Source organism: Pseudoxanthomonas sp. Soil82 (genome assembly GCF_040446535.1).
Lineage (GTDB): Bacteria > Pseudomonadota > Gammaproteobacteria > Xanthomonadales > Xanthomonadaceae > Pseudoxanthomonas > Pseudoxanthomonas kaohsiungensis.
The window spans coordinates 642,541-661,349 of record NZ_JBEAAK010000002.1 but is presented as its reverse complement, the minus strand read 5'-3'; the positions used below and the strand labels follow the sequence as shown (position 1 = coordinate 661,349).

General features: G+C 71.3%; 16 protein-coding genes. 10 read left to right on the top strand and 6 right to left on the bottom strand.

Translation table 11 applies throughout. The features are described 5' to 3' along the window. Window positions 1–220 precede the first annotated feature (220 nt). A complete protein-coding gene (pmbA, locus tag ABKA19_RS08510) occupies window positions 221–1,576 on the top strand; it encodes a metalloprotease PmbA (RefSeq protein WP_353688533.1) in 1,356 nt (451 codons plus the stop codon). A gap of 81 nt (window positions 1,577–1,657) precedes the next feature. Further along, a complete protein-coding gene (locus ABKA19_RS08505) occupies window positions 1,658–2,068 on the top strand; it encodes a DUF4870 domain-containing protein (RefSeq protein ID WP_353688532.1) in 411 nt (136 codons plus the stop codon). A gap of 99 nt (window positions 2,069–2,167) precedes the next feature. On the opposite strand, the gene ABKA19_RS08500 is transcribed toward ABKA19_RS08505, so the two are convergent. From ABKA19_RS08500 to dnaE, 6 genes are all read right to left on the bottom strand, one after another. Then, on the bottom strand, window positions 2,168–3,043 hold the full coding sequence (locus tag ABKA19_RS08500; RefSeq protein WP_353688531.1) for a polyprenyl synthetase family protein: 876 nt from the start codon (window positions 3,041–3,043) through the stop codon (window positions 2,168–2,170). Next, window positions 3,033–3,290 (bottom strand): exodeoxyribonuclease VII small subunit, encoded by a 258-nt coding sequence (locus tag ABKA19_RS08495; protein ID WP_353688530.1) that lies wholly within the window; start codon window positions 3,288–3,290, stop codon window positions 3,033–3,035. Before ABKA19_RS08495 ends, ABKA19_RS08500 begins: the two co-directional genes overlap by 11 nt. 48 nt (window positions 3,291–3,338) lie before the next feature. Then, a complete protein-coding gene (gene tilS, locus ABKA19_RS08490; RefSeq protein WP_353688529.1) occupies window positions 3,339–4,664 on the bottom strand; it encodes a tRNA lysidine(34) synthetase TilS in 1,326 nt (441 codons plus the stop codon). Between the two features lie 52 nt (window positions 4,665–4,716). Next, a complete protein-coding gene (locus tag ABKA19_RS08485) occupies window positions 4,717–4,896 on the bottom strand; it encodes a hypothetical protein (RefSeq protein WP_162376620.1) in 180 nt (59 codons plus the stop codon). 81 nt (window positions 4,897–4,977) lie between these two features. Beyond that, the gene (locus tag ABKA19_RS08480; protein ID WP_353688528.1) at window positions 4,978–5,937 is read right to left on the bottom strand and encodes an acetyl-CoA carboxylase carboxyltransferase subunit alpha; all 960 of its coding nucleotides are present in this window, start codon (window positions 5,935–5,937) and stop codon (window positions 4,978–4,980) included. A gap of 766 nt (window positions 5,938–6,703) precedes the next feature. Continuing rightward, window positions 6,704–10,276 carry a DNA polymerase III subunit alpha gene (dnaE, locus tag ABKA19_RS08475; RefSeq protein ID WP_353688527.1) on the bottom strand — a complete coding sequence of 1,191 codons (3,573 nt, stop codon included), beginning with the start codon at window positions 10,274–10,276 and terminating at the stop codon, window positions 6,704–6,706. Between the two features lie 223 nt (window positions 10,277–10,499). On the opposite strand from dnaE, the gene ABKA19_RS08470 reads away from it, so the two are divergent. From ABKA19_RS08470 to ABKA19_RS08435, 8 genes are all read left to right on the top strand, one after another. Next, complete coding sequence (locus ABKA19_RS08470; RefSeq protein ID WP_353688526.1) at window positions 10,500–11,753, top strand: DUF418 domain-containing protein; 1,254 nt, start codon at window positions 10,500–10,502, stop codon at window positions 11,751–11,753. Window positions 11,754–12,023: 270 nt separating this feature from the next. Beyond that, on the top strand, window positions 12,024–12,779 hold the full coding sequence (locus ABKA19_RS08465) for a transporter (protein WP_353688525.1): 756 nt from the start codon (window positions 12,024–12,026) through the stop codon (window positions 12,777–12,779). 95 nt (window positions 12,780–12,874) lie between these two features. Beyond that, complete coding sequence (locus ABKA19_RS08460; RefSeq protein WP_353688524.1) at window positions 12,875–13,339, top strand: YidH family protein; 465 nt, start codon at window positions 12,875–12,877, stop codon at window positions 13,337–13,339. Window positions 13,340–13,418: 79 nt separating this feature from the next. Further along, on the top strand, window positions 13,419–13,820 hold the full coding sequence (locus ABKA19_RS08455; RefSeq protein WP_353688523.1) for a hypothetical protein: 402 nt from the start codon (window positions 13,419–13,421) through the stop codon (window positions 13,818–13,820). 150 nt (window positions 13,821–13,970) lie between these two features. Further along, a complete protein-coding gene (locus ABKA19_RS08450; RefSeq protein ID WP_353688522.1) occupies window positions 13,971–15,239 on the top strand; it encodes an NAD(P)/FAD-dependent oxidoreductase in 1,269 nt (422 codons plus the stop codon). A gap of 52 nt (window positions 15,240–15,291) precedes the next feature. Next, on the top strand, window positions 15,292–16,704 hold the full coding sequence (gene gorA / locus ABKA19_RS08445) for a glutathione-disulfide reductase (RefSeq protein ID WP_353688521.1): 1,413 nt from the start codon (window positions 15,292–15,294) through the stop codon (window positions 16,702–16,704). Window positions 16,705–16,812: 108 nt separating this feature from the next. Then, entirely contained in the window at window positions 16,813–17,589 is a 777-nt protein-coding gene (gene hutG / locus ABKA19_RS08440; RefSeq protein WP_353688520.1) for an N-formylglutamate deformylase, read from the top strand. 236 nt (window positions 17,590–17,825) lie between these two features. Then, the gene (locus ABKA19_RS08435; protein WP_353688519.1) at window positions 17,826–18,725 is read left to right on the top strand and encodes a DMT family transporter; all 900 of its coding nucleotides are present in this window, start codon (window positions 17,826–17,828) and stop codon (window positions 18,723–18,725) included. Window positions 18,726–18,809: the final 84 nt, after the last annotated feature.

Sequence of the window (18,809 nt, the reverse complement as noted above, 5' to 3'; positions counted from 1 at the left end):
TGGTTTCGTTTTGCCGCTTGGGAACAGCCTGCTGCCAAGGGTGGCGGACGGCTTGCCCGTTGCGCGGAACCGTCGGCGCCATGGATGGCGCCGTCGAGCCTCCATGGATGGATTCACGGCGTGTTCCGCGCAATGGGCAAGCTGTCCGCCCACATCGCATCGATCCGGCGCGGCGCTTGTTGTTTTCTGATCAAAGACCGAATTTTCCGAGGTGTAACACGTGAACGACATCGTGCATGACGACGACAGCCACGCCCGGCTGGACCGGCTGGCGGAGATCTCGCAGCGGCTGCTGGCGCGCGCCCGCGCGCTGGGCGCGAGCCAGGCCGAGGTGAGCTGCAGCGAGGAACACGGGCTCAACGTGTCGGTGCGCATGGGCGAGGTGGAAACGGTGGAATCCACGCGCGACCGCGGCGTGGCGGTGACCGTGTACTTCGGCCAGCGCAAGGGCAGCGCCAGCACCGCCGACCTGCACGAGGCCAGCCTGGAAGCCACCGTCGAGCAGGCCTGCGCGATCGCGCGCCACACCGAGGACGATCCGGCCGCCGGCCTGGCCGACGCGGCGCTGATGGCGCGCGAGTTCCCCGACCTGGAGACCTGGCATCCGTGGCGGCTGGACGCGGACGAGGCGATCGACCTGGCGCTGGCCTGCGAGGCGGCCGGCCGCGAGGCCGACGCGCGCGTGGAGAACTCCGATGGCGCCTCCTTCGGCAGCGGCGGCAGCCTGTCGGTGTACGCGAACAGCCACGGCTTCCTCGGCCGCGAGCGCGAAACCCAGCATTCGCTCGGGGTGGCCCTGATCGCCGGCCGCGGCGACGGCATGCAGCGTGATGGCTGGTACAGCATCGGCCTGGCACGCGAGGACCTGGAGGCGCCGGCGGCCATCGGTCGCCGGGCGGCCGAGCGCGCGGTGGCGCGGCTGCAGCCGCGCAGCGCGCCGACCGGCGAGTTCCCGGTGCTGTTCTCGGCCGAAATCGCGCGCTCGCTGGTCGGCCACCTGCTCAACGCGGTATCGGGCGGAGCCCTGTACCGTCGTGCCAGCTTCCTGCTCGACAGCGTCGGCACCCGGCTGTTCCCGGACTGGTTCGACATCGACGAGCGGCCGCTGCTGCGCCGCGGACTGCGCTCGACCGCGTTCGACGCCGACGGCGTCGCCACCCGCGACAGTGCACTGGTGGCCGGGGGCGTGCTCCAGCGTTACGTGCTCGGCGCCTACTCGGCGCGCAAGCTGGGCCTGCAGACCACCGGCAATGCCGGCGGCGTGCACAACCTGCAGGTGGGGGCCAACGCCGGCACCCAGGACGAGCTGCTGCGCGGCATGGGTCGCGGCCTGCTGGTGACCGAGCTGATGGGGCAGGGCGTCAACGGCGTGACCGGCGACTACTCGCGCGGCGCGGCCGGCTTCTGGGTCGAGGACGGCGCGCTGGCGTATCCGGTCGACGAACTGACCATCGCCGGCAACCTGCGCGACATGTTCGCCCGGATCGAAGCGGTCGGCAGCGAGGTCGACCCGCGCTCGCACATCCGCACCGGGCCCATCCTGGTGGGGCGCATGACCGTTGCCGGCGGCGAATGACGTATGCTCGGGCGTGAGGCGTCGAGGGAGTCGGCGCCGATTCCGTCACCAAGAGAACGCCACCGCAAAGGGGATCAGGCAATGAGCGAATTCGAGACGTACACCGCGCCACCGCCGGCGCCGCAGGAAGAATCCAGCCGCGAGGAACGGCAATGGGCGCTGTTCGGCCACCTGTCGGCCTTGACCGGGTTGTTCACCGGCGGCGTCGGCAACATCGTCGGCCCGCTGGTCATCTGGCTGGTCAAGAAGGACTCCATGCCTTTCGCCAGCGACCAGGCCAAGGAAGCGCTGAATTTCAACATCACCCTGCTGATCGTGGGCGTGATCCTGTTCCTCATCACCCTGGTGACCTTCGGCATTGGCGTGATCGTGACCGCGCCGCTGGGCCTGCTGGTGTTCATCGCCTGGTTGGTGCTGACGATCATCGGGGCGGTCAAGGCCAACGACGGCATCGCCTACCGGTATCCGTTCGCGCTGAGGCTGGTGAAGTAGCCCGTCCTGCCGGCGACACGTGCCGCACATGCGGGGCCCGGAGTGATCCGGGCCCCGCATGCGTTTTGGGGAATCAAGGCCCGGCGCGGTCCGCGGGCGTCAGTGCGAGCGGCGTACCGCCAGTTCGCCCAGCGCGGCCAGCGCGGCGGCGCGCCCGCCCAGCGGTGCCAGCGCCTGGTCCATCTCCGCGTGCAGCTCGACGAGCCGGGCGCGCGCGCCGTCCATGCCCAGCAATGCGGGATAGGTGGACTTGGCCTGGGCCATGTCCTTGCCGGCGGTCTTGCCCAGCTGCTCGGAGCTGGCTTCGATGTCGAGCAGGTCGTCGCGGACCTGGAAGGCGAGGCCGAGCGCGGCGGCGAACGTGTCCAGGCGGGCGAGGGTGGCGGCGTCGGCTGATGCCGCCAGCGCGCCCATCCGTACCGCGGCGCGGATCAGCGCCCCGGTCTTCAGCGAGTGCATGCGCTGCAGTTGCTCGAGCGCCTGGGTGCGGCCGGTCGCGTCGATGTCCAGCGCCTGGCCGCCGCACATGCCGGCGGCGCCGGATGCCGCGGCCAGCGCGCCGACCCACTCGATCCGCAGCTGCGCCGGCGCGTCGGCCTGCGCCAGCGCCGAGAACGCCAAAGTCTGCAGGGCGTCGCCGGCCAGGATCGCGGTGGCCTCGTCGAAGGCCACGTGCACGGTGGGCTGGCCGCGACGCAGGTCGTCGTCGTCCATCGCCGGGAGGTCGTCGTGGACCAGCGAATAGGCGTGGACCAGTTCCACTGCCGCCGCCGGCGCGTCGAGCAGCGCTTCGCCGGCACCCAACGCGGTGCCCGTTGCATAGACCAGCAGCGGGCGCATGCGCTTGCCGCCGCCCAGCGTGGCATGGCGCATCGCCGCGTGCAGGCGGCGCGGCTCCAGCGAGGGATCGGGCAGCAAGCGGTCCAGCGTGGCTTCGGTGCGCGCAGCCCAGCGCGCGAAGGCCTCACTGCCCATCGGTACCGGCGAAGGGCTGGGCGCTGTCGGGCTGTTCGGGGTCGGTGAGCAGGCGCACGCGCAGTTCGGCCTGTTCCAGCGCGGACTGGCAGCGGCGGTAGAGGCCGACGCCGCGCTCGTAGGCGGCCAGCGAATCCTCCAGGCTCATCTCGCCCTGTTCCATCTTCTCGACCAGCTGTTCCAGCTCGTCCAGCGAGTGCTCGAACTGGGCGACCGGCGAGGCGTCTTGGGGGGCTTTCTTCGGCATGCGCGAAGTGTGCGCGGTGCGACCGGGAGGGTCAACGCGCGGCGCGGTTCACGCCGGCGGTTGCCAGGCCAGGTGCCAGCCGCGGGCATGCAGCCAGCGGGCCATGTCGTCGGCCCAGGCGACGTCGCCGGCCGCCAGCAGGCGGCCGTCGGCCGCGGACAGCAGCGGCAGGTGCGCGCGCCGCCACGGGGCCACGCCGCGCTCCTGCAGCACGTGCTTGAGCAGGTGCGAGTGGCTGCGTCCGGGCAGGACGATGCGCTCGCCGCCGCGCCGGGCATGGACGCGCAGCGGCGCGTCGAAGCCGCCGGTCGCCGTGCCGTGGTCGTCGCGCAAGAGCAGACGTCCCCCGTCGGGCAAGGCCAGCGGCGCGCGGCCATCCCATGCGCTTTCCCAGTCCGCCGGCAGCGGTGCGCGCAGGATGTCGGCGTGCAGGAACTCGCGCCAGCGCAGCACCCGTGCGCCGGTCCAGGCGAAGCCGGCCTCGGCGTCAGCACGCGCGTGCAGCAGCTCGCCTTCGATCCTTTCCACGCCTTCGGCCGGCAGCGGCGGCAGCCCGAGCGCGCGGATCCAGTGGCGCAGCACGCGCGCGCGCCGCGCCGCCGGCAGCGCGAGCAAGGCCGGCACGCGCAGCGTGCGCCGGTCGTCGCCGGCATGCATGCGCAGCAGAGTCGCGTCCTCGTCGGCCAGCAGCGCGCCGGCCTGGGCGCACAGCGCCGCGCTGCGCGCCAGCGACGCGGCCGCGTGCGGCCAGCGCTCCTGCAGCAGCGGCAGCACCTGCAGGCGCAGGAAGTTGCGGTCGGCGTCGGCAACCGCGTTGCTGGGGTCGTCGATCCAGGCCAGGCCGTGGTCCTGGGCGTAGGCCTGCAGGGCGCCGCGCGGCAGCGCCAGCAGCGGCCGCCAGTGCCAGCCGGGGCCGCGCCGCCGCAACGGGCGCATCGCGCCCAGGCCCTCGGGCCCGGAGGCGCGCAGGGCGCGCAGCAGGAATGTCTCGGCCTGGTCGTCCCGGTGATGCGCGGTCGCCAGCACCTCGCCGGGGGCCATGGTCGAGGACAGGGCGGCATATCGGGCCTCGCGCGCGGCCGCCTCCGGCCCGCTGCCGCCGTCGCGTGGTACCGCCACGCGCAGCACCTGCAGCGGCACGCCCAGCGCACCGGCCTGTTGTTCGCAGTGGTTCGCCCAGGCGTCCGCGTCGGCCTGCAAGCCGTGGTGGACGTGCACCGCGCGCAGGCCGCGCGCGCGGATCGCCGGCTCGGCGGCTAACCGGTGCAGCAACACGGTCGAGTCGAGGCCGCCGCTGTAGCCGACCACCAGCGCGCCGGCCGTTTCCACCGGAAGCGCGGGCAGGGCGAGGGTGCGGGCATCTGCGGTGTTCATCACCATGGAGCCAGGTGCGCAGGGATCGGCCATGCGGCCGCCGCCGGCGCGTTCAGCGCACCTGGCGCCAGATCACCACCAGCGCCGAGATCCAGCACACGGCGACGAACCAGGCCAGTACGTAGTTGGGATTGGTCGGACGGTGCCGGAACAGGCGGTTCACGATCACCGCCACCAGCAACGGCACCAGGAACAGCGCCAGCGGCAGGGCCCAGCCAGGCAGTGCGCTCATGAGCGGTCCTCCGGATCGCGGGCGGGGCGGGACGCCGCGCGGGCGCGGCCCTTGCCGGGCCACGCCACCACGAACGACGTACTAGGCCGCCTCGTAGGCACCATAGCCGTGCAGGCGTGCATAGCGGCGCTGGACGAGCTCGGCGGCCGGGATCTGCGCCAGCGCGTCGAGTTCGTTGAGCAGCACGGCCTTGAGCCGGCGCGCCATCTGCCGCGGGTTGCGGTGCGCGCCGCCGGTCGGCTCGCGCACGACCTTGTCGACCAGGCCCAGCCCGTGCAGGCGCTTGGCGGTCAGGCCCAACTGCTCGGCCGCGTCCTTGGCCTTGCCGGCGTCCTTCCACAGGATCGAGGCGCAGCCTTCCGGCGAGATCACCGAATAGGTGCTGTACTCGAGCATCAGCGTGCAGTCGCCCACGCCAATGGCCAGGGCGCCGCCGGAGCCGCCCTCGCCGATCACGGTGCAGATGATCGGCACCTTCAGCTCGGCCATCTCCAGCAGGTTGCGGGCGATGGCCTCGGACTGGCCGCGTTCCTCGGCATCGATGCCCGGCCAGGCGCCGGGGGTGTCGATGAAGGTCAGGATCGGCAGGCCGAAGCGTTCGGCCAACTTCATCAGGCGCAGCGCCTTGCGGTAGCCCTCCGGCTTGGGCATGCCGAAGTTGCGGCGGATCTTCTCCTTGGTGTCGCGGCCCTTCTGGTGGCCGATCACCACGACCGGGCGGCCGTCGATGCGGGCCAGGCCCCCGACGATCGCCTTGTCGTCGGCGAAGGCGCGGTCGCCGGCCAGTTCCTGGAACTCGTCGCAGATCACCCGGACGTAATCCAGGGTGTACGGACGGGCCGGGTGGCGGGCGAGCTGGGAGACCTGCCAGGAGGACAGGTCGCGGAAGATCTGGGCGGTGCGCTTGCGCAGCTTGTCCTGCAGCGCGTGCACTTCGGCGTCCACGTTGACGGCCGGGCCGGTGCTGGCGTTGCGCAGTTCCTGGATCTTGGCTTCCAGGTCGGCGATGGGCTGCTCGAAATCGAGGTAGTTCGGGTTCATCCGTTGGCCGGCGATGCCGGGGAGTGCAGTGGCCCGGAAGTGTAGCCGAACGCCCCCGGCGGGACCGGACCGTACGGTATGGAGGAGGTGGCGCGCGCGGGCGCATTCCCAAACGGCGCGCCTCGGGCTGGACCGTGCCAGGCCAGGCCAAACGCGCAGGCTCCGGAAGGGCCGCCGTCCCACGGGGGCATGGCTTACCCCTCGGGCGGACGTCCTGTCCGTACGAGGGGCCGTGGCACATCCATGTGCCACTTGCGCCATGCCCCCATGGGACGACGTCCTGCGGGTGTCGTCTGGGTGGTGGCTTCGATCGAAACGCAAGAGCTCGGGTAGCGCGTGCGGTGAATGCGCAGCGCTCTTGTAGAGCGGGGCTTGCCCCGCTGCTCTCCAATGGGCCGGGACCGGACAGGGAGGGAAAGCAGCGGGGCAAGCCCCGCTCTACGGGACAGCCGTCGTGATCGGGCCGGGCACGGGAAGCGCGGAAGAACGAAGCATCGACCCTGAAGATCGCCGAAGACGTGGCAGGCATGGGGTGTCGCGGCAGTGGGCCATGGAGGGCCCACGTCACCGCGTCCGGACAGGACGTCCGGTCGCGGGGACCGCGACACCCCGTGCCTGCCGCGGCTCCCGCCGGAGCGAGGCGCGTGACGCCGTTGCTGTTGCTGTTGTTGTTGTTGTGGCTCTGGCAGGGGTGCCGCTGCCGCGCCGCTGCACCACCTTCATCGCCGCCGGCGCGGACAGGCGATTTACGCGCCGGCGGACCGGCTCAGTTCGCCCAGGGCCGGCTGATGGCGACCTTCACCGCGCGGACGCCGGGCTGGGCGCGCAGGGCGTCGAGCAGCGGCGGGGCGATGCGCACCGAGTTGCTGCCGTTGAGGTCGAGGACGCCGGTGGCGCCCTGGCCGTTGCGACCGACCTGCAGGTGCAGGCGCAGCGGGGTGGGTCCAGGGCGATGGCGGGCCAGGACCGCGTCCACGCGCTGCCACGCGCCCGGGTCGCGCAGGTCCAGGCGCAACGACAGCCGCTGCGCGTGCTGCGCGCACAACTGTTCGTAGTCCCAGGCCGCCTTCAGGCGCAGGCTCCAGCCGCCGTTGAACTCGTCCTCGCGCAGGCCGCCCTGCACCACCAGCACGCGGTCGCGCACCAGCAGGCTGGACAGGTCGGCCGCCGCCTCGGCGAACACGCCGCATTCCAGCCGGCCGCGGCCGTCCTCCAGCTGCACGAACACCTGGCTGTCGCCCTTGCGGCGGATGCCGACCACCAGTCCGGCCACCACCACCTGCACTTCCGGGCGCCAGCCGCGCTTTTCGCCCTGCGGCGCGGCGCCCCACAGGCGGTCCAGCTCGCCCAGGTCCGAACCGACCAGTTGCCGCACTTCCTCGCGGTAGGGGTCGAACGGGTGGCCGCTGAGGTAGTGCCCGAGCGTGTCGCGCTCGCCGTCGAGCAACTGCCGCAGCGGCCATTCGTCGGCTTCCGGCAGGTCCAGTTTCAGCGCCGGGCCGCCGCTGTCGCCGGTCGGCATGCCGAAAAGAGAGACCTGGCCGGCAGCCGCTTCCTTGGCCATCTGGTCGGTGGCCTTGATCACTTCCGGCAGCTGCAGCATCAGCGTGGCGCGGTTGCGGCCGAGGGCATCGAGCGCACCGGCATTGACCATCGCCTCCAGCGCGCGCCGGTTGAGCTTGGTCGAGTCCACGCGCCGGCAGAAGTCGAGCAGGTCGGCGTAGTCGCCGCCGTTCTCGCGCTCGGCCACGATCGCCTCGCACAGGCCGCGGCCCACGCCCTTGATCGCACCCAGCCCATAACGGATGGTGTCGGCGGCCACCGCCTCGAACATGAAAGGCGAATCGTTGACCGTCGGCGGCAGGATGGTCAGGCCCAGCCCGCGGGCTTCGTTGAGGAAGCCGACCACCTTGTCGGTGTTGTCCATGTCCGAGGACAGCGTGGCGGCCATGAATTCGGCCGGATAGTGCTTCTTCAGCCACGCGGTCTGGTAGGCGACCAGCGAGTAGGCGGCGGCGTGCGACTTGTTGAAGCCGTAGCCGGCGAACTTCTCCATCAGGTCGAAGATCTCGTCGGCCTTCTTCTCGCCCACGCCGCCCTTGGCCGCGCCCTCGCGGAAGATCTCGCGGTGCTTGGCCATTTCCGCCGGCACCTTCTTGCCCATCGCCCGGCGCAGCAGGTCGGCGCCGCCCAGCGAGTAGCCGCCGACGATCTGCGCCATCTGCATGACCTGCTCCTGGTAGACCATGATCCCGTAGGTCTCTTCGAGCATCGGCTGCGTGCGCGGGTCCGGATAGGAGAACTCCTCCTGCCCGTGCTTGCGCGCGACGAACGAGGGAATCATCTCCATCGGTCCGGGGCGGTAGAGCGCGTTCAGCGCGATCAGGTCCTCGAAGCGGTCGGGCCTGGCGTCCTTCAGCGCGCGGCGCATGCCGGAGGATTCGAACTGGAACACCGAGCCGGTGTTGCCGTTGGCGAAGATGTCGCGGTACACGCTGGCGTCGTCCAGCGGCAGCGTGGCGATGTCCAGCGGCGGGATGCCGGCGCGGGCATGGCGTTCGTTGATCGCCTTCACCGCCCAGTCGATGATCGTCAGCGTGCGCAGGCCGAGGAAGTCGAACTTGACCAGGCCGATCGCCTCGACGTCGTCCTTGTCGAACTGGGTGACCGGGTTGCGGCCCAGGCCGTCCTGGTCGTGTTCGGCGAACAGCGGGCAGAAGGTGTGCAGCGGCTCGGGCGCGATCACCACGCCGCCGGCGTGCTTGCCGGCGTTGCGGGTCAGGTCCTCGAGCTCGCGCGCCAGGTCGATCAGGTCGCGCACGTCCTCCTCGGCCCCGTAGCGCTGGATCAGCTCGGCCGAGGCCATCTCGCTGTCCTTGCCTTCGCCCATCGCATCCTTGAGCGTGATGCCCAGGATGTTGGGGATCAGCTTGGCCACGCCGTCGACGAAGCCGTACGGGAAGCCGAGCACGCGGCCGGTGTCGCGCACCACCGCCTTGGCCGCCATGGTGCCGTAGGTGATGATCTGGCTGACCCGCTCGCGCCCGTACTTGCGCGCGACGTAGTCGATCACCTCGTCGCGCCGGTCCATGCAGAAGTCGATGTCGAAGTCGGGCATCGACACGCGTTCCGGGTTGAGGAAGCGCTCGAACAGCAGGTTGTACGGGATCGGGTCCAGGTCGGTGATCTGCAGCGCCCAGGCCACCAGCGAGCCGGCGCCCGAGCCGCGGCCCGGGCCGATCGGGATGCCGTGGTTCTTCCCCCACTGGATGAAGTCGGCCACGATCAGGAAGTAGCCGGGGAAGCCCATCTTGCAGATGGTGTCCAGCTCGAAGTCCAGGCGCTCGACGTAGTCCTGGCGGGTCTTGCCCTCGGCCAGCGGGTTCTTCGCCAGTCGCGCCTCCAGGCCGTCGTGGGCCTGCTTGCGGATCCAGCTGTCCAGGGTCTCGTCCGACGGCACCGGGTAGGCCGGCAGCGCGTACTTGCCCAGGGTCAGTTCCAGGTTGCAGCGCCGCGCCAGCTCGACCGTGTTGGCGATCGCGTCGGGCACGTCGGCGAACAGCGCGGCCATCTCGCCGGGCGACTTGAGGTACTGCTCGTCGCTGTAGTCGCGCGGGCGCTTGGGGTCGTCCAGCACGCGGCCGGAGGCGATGCATACGCGCGCTTCGTGCGCGTCGAAGCCGGCCTTGTCCAGGAAGCGCACGTCGTTGGACGCCACCACGGGGATGCCGCGCGCGGCCGAGGCATGCAGGGCGAACGTGTTGAACGCCTCCTCGCCGTCGCGGCCGGTGCGCACCAGTTCCAGGCACAGGTTGCCGCCGAACGCGCGCTGCCAGTCGGCCAGCTGCTGTTCGGCCAGGTCGTGGCGGTGCTCGGCGGCCAGCCGGCCGGCCAGGCTCTCGCGGCCAGCCAGCAGGACCAGGCCCTCGCCGCAGTCCTTGATCCAGGCCGGCGTCACCACCACCCCGCCTTCGGCGCGATGGCCTTCCATCCAGGCCCGGGTCAGCAGTCGTGACAGGTTGAGGTAGCCGCGATGGTCGCGGCACAGCGCGGTCAGGCGCCAGGGCGCCTCGCCCGGTCCCGCCGCCACGGCCAGGTCGGCGCCGGCGATGGGCTTGATGCCCACCGCCTCGGCCGCCTTGTAGAACTTGATCAGGGCGAACAGGTTGTTGAGGTCGGTGACCGCCAACGCCGGCAGCCCCAGTTCCACCGCGCGGCTGAGCAGGTTGGGCTGCTTGGCCTTGGCCGGGTCGGCCTGCTCGGGTTTTTCGGGCACGCGGATGGTCGAGTCCGCAAGCGAAAACTCGGTATGGAGGTGGAGGTGGGCGAAGCCGGACATGCCCCGGGGAGGGTACCGGCGGGGGGGAGGGTGGACAAGGCTTGACGTCAGCCATGCCGGCGCCACGCCTTTTCTGTAGGAGCCGATTTATCGGCGACCCGACGCACCTGCATCGCAGGGCCGGCGCCTGTACCTGCCTCGGGTCGCCGATAAATCGGCTCCTACAAACAACCGGACCCCCGCCGGCTGGGGTTTTCGTCCATCATCGCCGGGCATCCCCGGAATGGAATTCGCGGTGAACCCGACCCAGCTTGATCCCATCGCCCCCGGCGAACGCATCGCCACCCTGGACGTGCTGCGCGGCTTCGCGCTCGGCGGCATCCTGCTGATGAACATGGAGTCCTTCGTCGGGCCCGTGTTCCAGGCCAACACCGGGCTGGACCCGGCGCTCACCGGCGCCGACCGGATCGCCGACGGCCTGGTCTACTTCCTGGTGCAGGGCAAGTTCTTCACCCTGTTCTCGCTGCTGTTCGGCATGGGCTTCGCGATGATGGTCCAGCGCGCCGAAGCGGCCGGGCGCCCGTTCGCCGGCCTCTACTGGCGGCGCAGCCTGGCCCTGCTCGGCATCGGCCTGGCCCATTCGCTGCTCATCTGGTCCGGCGACATCCTGGTCCCGTATGCGCTGCTGGCGATCCCGCTGCTGGCGTTCCGCGACGTGCCGGCGCGCTGGCTGGCGTGGCTGGGCGTGGCCTGCTACCTGGCCGCGCCGGCGATGCTGCTCGGACTGGGCCTGCTGTCGCTGTGGGTGCCCGGCTGGGACGCGTTCATGGCCCAGGCCGGCAAGGAGATGACCGAGGTGGCCGAGGCGCAGCGGCAGGCCTACGCCTCCGGCGGCTATGCGATGGCGGTGGCCCAGCGCGTGCGCGATTTCGGGCTGATGCTGTCCAACCTGATGGTGTTCGGGGTGATGATCTTCGGCATGTTCCTGCTCGGCGCCGCGTTCACCCGCAGCCGCGCGATCCAGCGGCCGGAGCTGTACCCACGCCTCTATCCGTGGCTGCGCTGGGCGGTGCTGCCGCTGGGCCTGGTGCTGATGGCGGTCTCGTTCCGGATCGCTTCGAGCTTCTCGCTGACCGTGTTCGACCTGCGCACCGGCCTGGCCCAGGCGCTGGGCGCGGTGGCCGCGGCGATGATGTGCCTGGGCTACCTGGCCTGGGTGATGCGCGGGCTCGAGGTACCCGCGGTCGCGCGCTGGCTGGAGCTGCTGGCGCCGGCCGGGCGCATGGCCCTGAGCAACTACCTGGTGCAGTCGATCGTGTGCACGCTGGTGTTCTACGGCTACGGCCTGGGCTTCTTCGAGCACCTGCCGCGCTTCTGGCAGGTCCCGTTCGCGCTGGGCCTGTTCGCGATCCAGGTGATGTACAGCCAGTGGTGGATGGCGCGCTTCCGCTTCGGCCCGGCCGAATGGCTGTGGCGGTCGCTGACCTACTGGAAGCTGCAGCCACTGCGGCTGCCGGTGGCACCCGCCCTGCCGTAGAACCAGGGGCCGCCGTGCCGGCCCTTCCGGGTCCGCCACGGCCGGGGGTGCACGCTGGGCGAGGGGCGTGCGCGATGCTGGCAAGTGCCGGAGGCGCGAGCTATGTTTGCCCAGCCGGTCAGGCAGGAGGTGAGCATGGAAGTCCTCGCTTCGCTGTTCAGGAATGCATCGACAGGTCCCCGGGACGCGGTCGCTGGCACTCGCCGCAATCGCACCTTCCCGTCTGCATGGGCCTGGTGGTGCTGGCTGCCGGCCATTGCCGGGGCGCCGTTGCTCGCATGCGCTGCCGGCAACGCCGAAGACGCCGACGAACTGGCCCGGCAACTGTCCAATCCGGTCGCCAACCTGGTCAGCGTGCCGTTCCAGTTCAACTACGACGACCTGGACAACGGTGGCAGCCGCACCTGGGTCAACGTGCAGCCGGTGGTGCCGGTGTCGATCGGCGAGAACTGGAACATGATCTCGCGCACGATCCTGCCCATCACCTACCAGGAAGGCCTGTTCCCGGGGGCGGGCAGCCAGTTCGGCACCGGCGACATCACCCAGAGCCTGTTCTTCTCGCCCAAGCAGCCCACCGCCAGCGGCTGGATCGTCGGCGTCGGCCCGGCGCTGCTGCTGCCCACCGCCAGCGACGACCTGCTCGGCACCGGCAAGTGGGGCGCCGGCCCGACCGCGGTGGCGCTCAAGCAGACGCCGGCCGGCTGGACCTATGGCGTCCTGGTCAACCACCTGTGGTCCTTCGCCGGCGAAAGCGACCGCGCCGATGTCAGTTCGACCTTCCTGCAGCCCTTCCTCACCAAGGGGATGGGGCAGGGGCGCACGTTCTCGCTGAACTTCGAGTCTTCGTACAACTGGAAGGCCGAGCAGTGGTCGGTGCCGCTCAACATCGGCTACAGCAAGGTGTCCAGGATCGGCACGCAGATGGCCAGTTACCAGGGTGGCGTGCGCTACTACCTGGAGTCCCCCGATGGCGGGCCGGACTGGGGCCTGCGCTTCACGTTCACCTTGTTGTTCCCCGAGCGCTGAACTGCGTCGCCGCGCCACGCCGGCGGCGCAAGAGGAGAAGGCCGGCCGGGCCATCCGGCGCTGCCGGCCGCACCGTCGCAGAAGCGGAGCCCCCGATGACCACGCCACAACTCCACGACGAACCCCTGTTCAAGGACGAATCCTCCGAGCTGGCCGCGCGCCGAACCGGCATGGCGTTCCAGCGCACGCGGCTGGCAGCCGACCGCACGTTGATGGCGGTGATCCGCACCTCGCTGTCGCTGATCAGCTTCGGCTTCACCATCCACAAGGTATTCGAAGGCCTGAAGGAAAGCGGCGCCATCGCGCACGCCGCGTCCGGGCGCAACTTCGGCGTGGCACTCGTGCTGCTGGGCGTGGTCATGCTGGTCATCGGCATCGGCTACCACGCCTGGTTCATGCTCGCGCTGCGGCGGCAGCGGCGCACCATGGCGGCCGACGGCCTGGTCTACGGGGAAAGCCCGTTCCCGCCGTCGATGACCCTGATCACCGCGATCCTGCTGCTGATACTGGGCGTGGTGGCGATCCTGAGCATGACGCTGCACATGGGGCCGTTCGAATAGGCGGCGCCGGCCGCACGGCGCGCGTGTCATCTGACGGCGGGGCATGGGGCTTCCGCCGGGACCTGAAGGAGGCAAGGGGATGAGCAAGTCCGAGCAAGGGCGCCGGTTCGCCGGCCTGCGACCGGCCGTGCTGGCGCTGCTGGCGCTGGCGTTCGCGGCGGGGGCCAGCCCGTCGAACAAGTGGCGCATGCAGTTCAGCGGCCATGCCAAGGTCGATGGCGAGATCGAGTTGTCGTTCACGCCCAAGGGCGGGACCGCCACCAGCGTGGTGGTCGCCGTGCCCAAGGGCACCGGCGAGAACGCCGCGGCGCGGCTGACGCGCGACACGGTCAAGAAGACCTTCGGCAAGGAGGTCTACAACGTGGAGACCGACGACGGCGAGGACGTGCTGGTCAAGAAGCGCGGCAGCACGCCGGACTTCGAGCTGGTGGTGGTGCGCAACACCGCCGACGGGCTGCGCCTGAGCCTGGACCGGGAGTGAGCCTGCGGCGGCCGCCCCTGGCACGGGCCAGGGGCGGCCTGCCTCGACGCCGCCGGCGTGCGGACGCGCGGCGATGCGCGCGGGCGCGGCCGCGTTGGATACGCCGGCAACGGATGCGGCGCGCCGGGACCGGCGGGTAGACTTGGACCGGTGAATCCCCCCCAAGACGATGTCCTCATCCTCGGTGGCGGCGCCATCGGGCTGGCCACCGCGCTGGCCCTGCTCGAATCCGGGCGCGGCGTGCGCATCCTCGAAGCCGCCACGGTCGGCGGCGCCACCTCGCACGGCAACTGCGGCACGATCACGCCCAGCCACGCGCCGCCGCTGGCCGCGCCGGGCGTGCCGCTGCGCGCGCTGCGCTGGATGTTCACGCCCGACGCGCCGCTGTACCTCAAGCCGCGGATCGATCCGGCGCTGTGGTACTGGCTGGCCCGCTTCACCGCCCGCTGCAACGCCAGCGCCTGGATGGCCAGCGCCCGCGGCCGTGCCGCGCTGCTGGACGACTCGCGCGCGCGCCTGGTCGAGTGGATCGGCCACTACGGCCTGGACTGCGAGTTCGGCGAGACCGGGCTGGACTACGTGTTCCGCGACCCGCGCAACTTCGCGCACTACGTCGCCGAGTGCGCGCCGCTCAACGCGATGGGCATCCGCACCGAGGTGATCGACGGCGCGGACTACCTGCGCCAGGAGCCTTCGCTGCACGACGGCATCGTCGGCGCGGTGCGCTTCCCCGACGACGCGCACCTGCGCCCGGACCGCTACGTGGCCGAACTGGCGCGGGTAGTGCGCGAACGCGGCGGGGTGGTCGAGGAGGGCTGCCGGGTCGAGGCGATCGAAGCGGACGCCGGCGACGTGCGCGTGCGCATCGCCGGGCAGGACGGGGAACGAGGCGAGCGGCGCGGCCGCGACGCGGTGGTGGCGATGGCGGCATGGACGCCCGAGCTGATCCGCCCACTCGGCCTGCGCCTGCCGATCCAGCCGGGCAAGGGTTATTCGATCACCTACGCGCGGCCGGCGCTGGCGCCGAAGCGGCCGATCGTGCTCAAGGACCGCTCGGTCTGCGTCACCGCCTGGAGCAGCGGATTCCGCCTCGGCAGCACGATGGAATTCTCCGGCCGCGACACCACGCTCAACGCGCTGCGCCTGTCGGCGCTGGAGCGTGCCGCACGCGAATACCTGCGCGAGCCGCCCGATCCGGCCACGATCCAGGAGAAGTGGTACGGCTGGCGGCCGATGACCTGGGACGACCTGCCGGCCCTGGGCCGTTCGCCGTGCCATCCTCACGTCTGGTTGGCGGCCGGCCACGGCATGCTGGGCATCAGCATGAGCACCGCCAGCGGCCAGCTGATGGCCGACCTGATGACCGGCCGCGCCCCGGCGATCGACCCGGCACCGTACCGGGTCGAGCGGTTCCAGTAAGCCATCCGCGCCGCGCGTGCCCGCGCCGCGGCACGACGCAAAGGAGCAGTGCATGAAACCGTCGCGTGATCCCGATCCGTCGCGGATGGACTTCGACCTGGTGGTGCTCGGCGGCGGCTCGGCCGGCCTGGCCGGGGCCTTCCGCGCTGCCGCCCATGGCGCGCGCGTGGCCCTGCTGGAACCGGCCGAGTTCGGCGGCACCTGCGTCAACCACGGCTGCGTGCCGAAGAAGGCGATGTGGCTGGCGGCCGACCTGGCTTCGAAGATCGCCCTGGCCGCCGACCTGGGTTTCGCGGTACCGGCGCAGGCCGCGGACGGGAGTTTCCTGGACTGGAAGGAACTGGTGGCCCAGCGCCAGCGTTACATCGGCAGCATCCACGCCATCTACCAGCGCATGCTAGACGAGGCCGGCATCGTCTGGATGCCCTGCCGCGGCCGCCTGCGCGATGCGCGCACGGTGGAGACCGACACCGGCGTGCACCTGCACGCCGGGCACGTGCTGGTGGCCACCGGCGGCTCGCCAGTGCGCCCGGACATGCCCGGCGCCGAGCTGGCCGGCGTGTCCGACGACTTCTTCAAGCTCTGCAGCGCCCCGGCGCGGGTGGCGATCATCGGCGGCGGCTACGTCGCGGTGGAGCTGGCCGGCGTGCTGCAGGCGCTGGGCAGCCGCGTGGAGCTGTTCGTCCGCGGGCCGCGCCTGCTGGCGCACATGGACGCCGAGGTGGCGACCCAGCTGCAGGACGACATGGCCCAGCACGGCGTGCGCCTGCACCTGGACACGCCGGTGCAGGCGCTGGAGCGCGCCGGGCGGCACCACGACGGCGGCGACCGCGTGCGCGTGCTGCACAAGGGCGAGGCGCCCGCGCCGGAGGCGTTCGACTGCGTGCTGCTGGCCACCGGGCGCCGCCCGAACAGCGCGGGCATCGGCCTGGAGGCGCTGGGCGTGCAGTTCGACGACGACGGCGCGATCGTGGTCGACGAATTCGAGGACACCGCGGTGCCCGGCATCCATGCCGTCGGCGACGTCACCGGCAAGCTGGAGCTGACCCCGGTCGCCATCGCCGCCGCGCGCCGGCTGATGGACCGCCTGTTCGGTGGCCGCACCGGGGCGAAGCTCGACTACGAGAACGTGCCGACCGTGGTGTTCTCGCACCCGCCGCTGGGCACGGTCGGTCTGACCGAGGAGCAGGCGCGCGAGCGCCATGGCGAGGCGGTCAAGGTCTACACCAGCCGCTTCCGGCCGATGCTCACCGCCCTGGTCGATTCGCCGCAACGCAGCCTGTTCAAGCTGGTGTGCGTGGGCGAGGAGGAGCGCGTGGTTGGCATCCACCTGCTCGGCGAGTCCGCCGACGAGGTCCTGCAGGGCTTCGCCGTGGCGCTGAAGCTGGGCGTGACCAAGCGCCAGCTCGACGACACCGTCGCCATCCACCCGACCAGCGCCGAGGAAGTGGTGCTGATGCGGTAAGCGTCGCGCGCCTTTCTGTAGGAGCCGATTCATCGGCGACCCGAGGCAGTCGACCGGGCGACGTTGCGCCTGCCGGGCCACACCAATGGGGCGGCGTACAATCGCGGCATGGACATCTACGAACTCCACCAGGGCACCGCGCCGCTGCTGGTCAGCCTGCCGCACGACGGCACCGCGGTGCCCGAGGCCATCGCCGCGCGCCTGACTGACAGCGCCCGCCGCGTGCCCGACACCGACTGGCACGTCAGCCGCCTCTACGCCTTCGCCCGCGAGCTCGGCGCATCGATCCTGGTGCCGCGCCATTCGCGTTATGTCGTCGACCTCAACCGGCCGCCGGACGACACCTCGCTGTATCCGGGCCAGAACACCACCGGCCTGTGCCCGGTGGTGCAGTTCAGCGGCGAACCGGTCTATCGGGATGGCATGCAGCCGGACGCGGCCGAGATCGCCGCGCGCGTCGAGACCTACTGGCGCCCGTACCACGACAACCTCGACGCCGAGCTGCAGCGCATCCGCGGCGAGCGCGGCCGCGTGGTGCTGTGGGAAGGCCATTCGATCCGCGGCACGCTGCCGTTCCTGTTCGACGGCGCGCTGCCCGAGCTCAACCTGGGTACCGCCGCCGGCGCCAGCTGCACGCCGGCGCTGCAGCAGCGCCTGGCCGACGTGCTGGCCGTGCAGGGCGAGTACACCCACGTGGTCAACGGCCGCTTCAAGGGCGGCTACATCACCCGCCACTACGGCGATCCGGAGATCGGCGTGGAAGCGGTGCAGCTGGAGATCGCCCAGCACGCCTACATGGACGAGGACAGTTTCGAGTACCTGCCGGAGAAGGCGGAAAAGCTGCAGCGGGTGATCCGCCGGCTGCTGGAAGCGGCGCTGGCGTGAGCGGTGGCCCTGGCCACGGCGGCGGCACGGCCGCGCCGTCGGGCGATCCGGCCACGGAGATGGCCAGTGCCGCCCTGGATCCGGAAGCGACGGTCGGGGAGGCCGACGCGACATCGCCCGGCGCGGCGACCGCGGACCTCGCGGGCGCGGCGGCGTCTCCCCCGGCGGCCAGGCCGTCCGCAGCCCCGGCCGGAATCGCGCATGCGCCGACTCACGCCGCGGCGCCGGTGGCGGCGATGCATCGCGTCCGGCTCGCCGGCATCGCGCTGGCCGCCGGCGGCGCGATCCTGTTCTCCGGCAAGGCGATCATCGTCAAGCTCGGCTTCCGCTTCGGCGCCGATGCGGTCACCCTGCTGGCGTTGCGCATGCTGGTCGCATTCCCGCTGTTCCTGCTGATGGGGTGGTGGGCGGCGCGGCGTGCGCCGCGGCCGCTGGCGAAGGGCGAGCGCTGGCGCATCGTCGGCCTGGGCTTCTTCGGCTACTACCTGGCCAGCTTCCTGGACTTCGCCGGGCTGGCCTACATCAGCGCCACGCTGGAACGGCTGATCCTGTACCTCACTCCGACCCTGGTGCTGCTGATCGGCTGGCTCGCGTTCGGTCGCCGGCCCAGTCGCACGCAGTGGCTCGCGCTGCTGGTCAGCTACTTAGGCGTGGCGCTGGCCTTCGGCCACGACCTGCAGGGCGGCGACAAGGGCATCGTGCTGGGTGGCGCGCTGGTGTTCGGCAGCGCGCTGGCCTACGCGCTGTACCTGGTCGGCAGCGGCGAGATGGTGGCGAAGGTGGGCGCGGTGCGGCTCACCGCCTACGCCAGCAGCGTGGCCAGCGTGCTGTGCATCGGCCAGTTCCTGCTGCTGCGGCCGGTGTCGACGCTGGCGTTGCTGCCGCGCGAGGTGTACTGGCTGTCGCTGCTCAACGGCACCTTGTGCACGGTGGCGCCGGTGCTGATGGTGATGCTCGGCATCGCCCGGATCGGGTCCGGGCTGGCCGCGCAGATCGGCATGCTCGGCCCGGTATCGACCATCGTGCTGAGCATGCTGGTGCTGGGCGAACCGATGGGCCCGTGGCAGGTCGCCGGCACGCTGCTGGTGCTGGGCGGGGTGCTGCTGGTGAGCCGCGCGCCATCGGCGGGGCGTTGACGGGGCGGGCCGGGGGTGTCGGGTCGCAGACACCGTCGCCCGTCCCACGTCCTCGGGTCGCCGATGAATCGGCTCCTACAAGGG

What these genes read in the sequence shown, in the direction of transcription:
- ABKA19_RS08495 (WP_353688530.1), bottom strand. Translation starts at nt 3,290, where the DNA reads ATGCCGAAGAAAGCCCCCCAAGACGCCTCGCCGGTCGCCCAGTTCGAG.
- ABKA19_RS08455 (WP_353688523.1), top strand. Translation starts at nt 13,419, where the DNA reads ATGAGCAAGTCCGAGCAAGGGCGCCGGTTCGCCGGCCTGCGACCGGCC.
- ABKA19_RS08500 (WP_353688531.1), bottom strand. Translation starts at nt 3,043, where the DNA reads ATGGGCAGTGAGGCCTTCGCGCGCTGGGCTGCGCGCACCGAAGCCACG.
- ABKA19_RS08470 (WP_353688526.1), top strand. Translation starts at nt 10,500, where the DNA reads ATGGAATTCGCGGTGAACCCGACCCAGCTTGATCCCATCGCCCCCGGC.
- ABKA19_RS08485 (WP_162376620.1), bottom strand. Translation starts at nt 4,896, where the DNA reads ATGAGCGCACTGCCTGGCTGGGCCCTGCCGCTGGCGCTGTTCCTGGTG.
- hutG (WP_353688520.1), top strand. Translation starts at nt 16,813, where the DNA reads ATGGACATCTACGAACTCCACCAGGGCACCGCGCCGCTGCTGGTCAGC.
- ABKA19_RS08480 (WP_353688528.1), bottom strand. Translation starts at nt 5,937, where the DNA reads ATGAACCCGAACTACCTCGATTTCGAGCAGCCCATCGCCGACCTGGAA.
- tilS (WP_353688529.1), bottom strand. Translation starts at nt 4,664, where the DNA reads ATGAACACCGCAGATGCCCGCACCCTCGCCCTGCCCGCGCTTCCGGTG.
- ABKA19_RS08435 (WP_353688519.1), top strand. Translation starts at nt 17,826, where the DNA reads ATGCATCGCGTCCGGCTCGCCGGCATCGCGCTGGCCGCCGGCGGCGCG.
- ABKA19_RS08460 (WP_353688524.1), top strand. Translation starts at nt 12,875, where the DNA reads ATGACCACGCCACAACTCCACGACGAACCCCTGTTCAAGGACGAATCC.
- dnaE (WP_353688527.1), bottom strand. Translation starts at nt 10,276, where the DNA reads ATGTCCGGCTTCGCCCACCTCCACCTCCATACCGAGTTTTCGCTTGCG.
- ABKA19_RS08505 (WP_353688532.1), top strand. Translation starts at nt 1,658, where the DNA reads ATGAGCGAATTCGAGACGTACACCGCGCCACCGCCGGCGCCGCAGGAA.
- gorA (WP_353688521.1), top strand. Translation starts at nt 15,292, where the DNA reads ATGAAACCGTCGCGTGATCCCGATCCGTCGCGGATGGACTTCGACCTG.